This window comes from Streptomyces sp. NPDC002004, from assembly GCF_053593975.1.
This window is the reverse complement of sequence record NZ_JBSFDP010000079.1, coordinates 1-4,110: the sequence shown is the minus strand read 5'-3', so window position 1 is coordinate 4,110 and position 4,110 is coordinate 1. Positions and strand designations below refer to the sequence as shown.

The 4,110-nt window shown below is 70.7% G+C and carries 4 protein-coding genes; all 4 read left to right on the top strand.

Features of this window, described 5'->3' with window-relative positions; translation table 11 throughout:
- Positions 1-140: 140 nt before the first annotated feature.
- The gene (shc, locus tag ACWCP6_RS37185; RefSeq protein ID WP_450937090.1) at positions 141-2,129 is read left to right on the top strand and encodes a squalene--hopene cyclase; all 1,989 of its coding nucleotides are present in this window, start codon (positions 141-143) and stop codon (positions 2,127-2,129) included.
- Complete coding sequence (locus ACWCP6_RS37180) at positions 2,129-2,788, top strand: phosphorylase family protein (protein ID WP_450937089.1); 660 nt, start codon at positions 2,129-2,131, stop codon at positions 2,786-2,788. The genes shc and ACWCP6_RS37180 overlap by 1 nt, the downstream gene beginning before the upstream one ends.
- Positions 2,789-2,793: 5 nt before the next feature.
- Positions 2,794-3,816, top strand: coding sequence for an adenosyl-hopene transferase HpnH (gene hpnH / locus ACWCP6_RS37175; RefSeq protein ID WP_450937088.1), 1,023 nt, complete (start codon positions 2,794-2,796; stop codon positions 3,814-3,816).
- A 4-nt stretch (positions 3,817-3,820) separates the two neighbouring features.
- Positions 3,821-4,110, top strand: a 290-nt coding sequence (locus ACWCP6_RS37170; protein ID WP_450937087.1) for a flavodoxin-dependent (E)-4-hydroxy-3-methylbut-2-enyl-diphosphate synthase, incomplete at its 3' end; no start/stop codon positions are given.

Sequence of the window (4,110 nt, the reverse complement as noted above, 5' to 3'; positions counted from 1 at the left end):
TCGTCGCCGAGGGGGTCGCGGGCGGCGAGTTCCACTGCCCGGACCCGGTGTCGACGGCCCTGCGCCTCACGGCCTTCCTGGACGGCCTCGCCGTGACGACGGCGGACCCAGCAGAACAGCCACTGCACGAAGGGGAAGCCATGACAGCGACGACCGACGGAAGCACCGGAGCGGTACCGCCCCGCGCAGCCTCGGCCACCGAAAGCACGATCACGACCCCGGAGGCGGCCGGGACCCAGGACTCCGCCACGCGCGCCGTCCGGCGCGCCACCGACTTCCTGCTCGCCCGGCAGGACGCCGAGGGCTGGTGGAAGGGCGACCTCGAGACCAACGTCACCATGGACGCCGAGGACCTGCTGCTGCGTCAGTTCCTCGGCATCGGGGACGAGCGGACCACGCGCGCCGCCGCACTGTTCATCCGCGGCGAGCAGCGCGAGGACGGCACCTGGGCCACCTTCTACGGCGGGCCCGGCGAACTGTCCACCACCATCGAGGCGTACGTCGCGCTGCGTCTCGCCGGCGACAGCCCGGACGACCCCCACATGGCACGGGCGGCGGCCTGGATCCGCGAACACGGCGGCATCGCCGCGAGCCGCGTCTTCACCCGGATCTGGCTGGCCCTCTTCGGCTGGTGGAAGTGGGACGACCTGCCCGAACTCCCGCCGGAGCTCCTCTACTTCCCGAAGTGGTTCCCGCTCAACATCTACGACTTCGGCTGCTGGGCCCGGCAGACCATCGTGGCGCTCACCGTGGTCTCGGCGAAGCGCCCGGTGCGTCCCGCACCGTTCCCCCTCGACGAGCTGCACACCGATTCCCGCGACCCCAACCCCGCCCGGCCGCTCGCCCCGCTCGCCAGCTGGGACGGCGTCTTCCAGCGCCTCGACAGGGCGCTCCACGCCTACCACCGGGTCGCACCGCGCCGCCTGCGCAGGGCCGCGATGAACACGGCGGCCCGCTGGATCATCGAGCGGCAGGAGAACGACGGATGCTGGGGCGGCATCCAGCCGCCCGCCGTGTACTCGATCATCGCGCTGCACCTGCTCGGCTACGACCTCGAACACCCCGTGCTGCGCGCCGGCCTGGAATCCCTCGACCGGTACGCCGTGTGGCGCGAGGACGGCGCCCGGATGATCGAGGCGTGCCAGTCACCCGTCTGGGACACCTGCCTCGCCACCATCGCGCTCGCGGACGCTGGGCTGCCCGCCGACCATCCGCAGCTGGTGAAGGCAGCCGACTGGATGCTCGGCGAGCAGGTCGTGCGCCCCGGTGACTGGGCCGTCCGCAGGCCTCGGCTCACCCCGGGAGGCTGGGCGTTCGAGTTCCACAACGACAACTACCCCGACATCGACGACACCGCCGAGGTCGTCCTCGCACTGCGCCGAGTCCGGCACCCCGACCCGGAGCAGGTCGACAACGCCATCGCGCGGGGCGTGAAGTGGAATCTCGGCATGCAGTCGAAGAACGGCGCCTGGGGCGCCTTCGACGTCGACAACACCAGCCCCTTCCCCAACCGGCTGCCGTTCTGCGACTTCGGCGAGGTCATCGACCCGCCGTCCGCCGACGTCACCGCCCACGTCGTCGAGATGCTCGCCGTCGAGGGCCACGCCCACGACCCGCGCACCCGGCGCGGTATCGAGTGGCTGCTCGCCGAGCAGGAGCACAACGGCTCCTGGTTCGGCCGCTGGGGCGTCAACTACGTCTACGGCACCGGATCCGTCGTCCCCGCGCTCACCGCCGCGGGACTGCCCGCCGCACACCCGGCGATCCGCCGGGCCGTGACCTGGCTGGAGTCCGTGCAGAACGACGACGGCGGCTGGGGCGAGGACCTGCGCTCCTACAAGTACGCCGAGGAGTGGAGCGGCCGCGGAGCCTCCACCGCGTCCCAGACCGCCTGGGCGCTGCTCGCGCTGCTCGCCGCGGGTGAGCGCGAGTCCAAGGCCGTCGAGCGGGCCGTCGCCTGGCTCGCCGAGACCCAGAAGGCCGACGGGAGCTGGGACGAGCCGTACTTCACCGGCACCGGCTTCCCCTGGGACTTCTCCATCAACTACCACCTCTACCGCCAGGTCTTCCCGCTCACCGCGCTCGGCCGGTACGTCCACGGAGAGCCCTTCCCGACCAAGGGGAGCTGATGGCCGCAACCCCGGCAGCCGGTGCGACACCGGGCCCCGCTCCGCTGCTGATCGCCTGCGCGCTCGGCATCGAACGGCTGGCCCTGCGCAGCGGCGGCCGCAGGGGTGAGCCCGGCGCCCTGCGGGTGCTGCGCACCGGCATGGGCCCCCGGGCGGCCGAGCGGGCCGTCGCCCGGGTCCTCGGCGACCCCTCCTGGCAGGACGCGGCGGTCCTCGCGACCGGATTCTGTGCGGGGCTCGCACCCGGCATGCACCCCGGTGACGTGGTCGTCGCCGAGGAGACCCGCGACCCGCACGGCACCACGGTGTGCAACGGCACCGACCTGCTGGTCCGGGAACTGGCCAGGGTGCTGCCGGGCCGCACCGTGCACACCGGCCCGCTCACCGGCTCCGGACACGTCGTCCGCGGCCCGGAACGGGCCGACCTGCTGGCCACCGGCGCGATCGCGGTGGACATGGAGTCCGCGGCGACGCTCCTCGGCGCCCTGCGCGCGGGCCGGCGCCCGGTTGCGGCCGTCCGGGTGGTCGTGGACGCTCCTGAACATGAACTCGTCCGTATCGGGACGGTGCGCGGTGGAATATCTGCTTTCCGCGTTCTTCGTGCCCTGATTCCCGCTTTCTGTGAGTGGCACCGTAATGTGATGCTCCCCCGGAGGTGAGCCAGATGGCCATGCCGCTGCGTCAGTCCGTCAAAGTAGCCACGTACCTCTTTGAACAGAAGCTCCGCAAGCGGGACAAGTTTCCGCTGATCGTGGAGCTGGAGCCGCTGTTCGCGTGCAATCTGAAATGCGAGGGCTGCGGAAAGATCCAGCACCCGGCCGGAGTGCTCAAGCAGCGCATGCCGGTGGCCCAGGCTGTGGGGGCCGTCCTGGAATCCGGTGCCCCGATGGTGTCGATCGCGGGCGGCGAGCCGCTGATGCATCCGCAGATCGACGAAATCGTCCGGCAGTTGGTGGCGCGGAAGAAGTACGTCTTCCTGTGCACGAACGCCATGCTGCTCCGCAAGAAGATGGAGCAGTTCACCCCTTCGCCGTATTTCGCGTTCGCCGTGCACATCGACGGCCTGCGCGAGCGGCACGACGAGTCCGTGGCGAAGGAGGGGGTGTTCGACGAGGCGGTGACGGCCATCAAGGAGGCCAAGCGGCACGGCTTCCGGGTCACCACCAATTCGACCTTCTTCAACACGGACACCCCGCAGACCGTCATCGAGGTGCTGAACTACCTCAACGACGACCTGAAGGTCGACGAGATGATGATCTCGCCCGCCTACGCCTACGAGAAGGCGCCCGACCAGGAGCACTTCCTCGGCGTCGAACAGACCCGGGAGCTGTTCAAGAAGGCGTTCGCCGGCGGCAACCGGCGGCGCTGGCGGCTGAACCACTCGCCGCTGTTCCTCGATTTCCTCGAGGGGAAGGTCGACTTCCCGTGCACCGCGTGGGCGATCCCGAACTACTCCCTCTTCGGCTGGCAGAGGCCCTGCTACCTGATGAGCGACGGATACGTCCCCACCTACCGGGAACTCATCGAGGAGACCGACTGGGACGCGTACGGCCGCGGCCGGGACCCACGCTGCGCCAACTGCATGGCGCACTGCGGCTACGAGCCGACAGCCGTGCTCGCCACCATGGGCTCCCTGAAGGAGTCGCTGCGCGCGATGCGTGAGACGGTCTCCGGAAGCAACGGGTGACGTCATGACCGCCGTTCCTCCGGGCGTCCCCGAGGTACCGGTCCGGCCGATCGCGCAGCGCCGTGTCTCGCGGCGGATCCAGGTCGGACCGGTGGCGGTCGGGGGCGAGGCCCCGGTGTCGGTGCAGTCGATGACGACGACGCGCACGTCGGACATCGGAGCCACGCTCCAGCAGATCGCCGAGCTGACCGCGTCCGGTTGCCAGATCGTCCGGGTGGCCTGCCCCACCCAGGACGACGCGGACGCGCTGGCCACCATCGCCCGCAAGTCGCAGATCCCGGTGATCGCGGACAT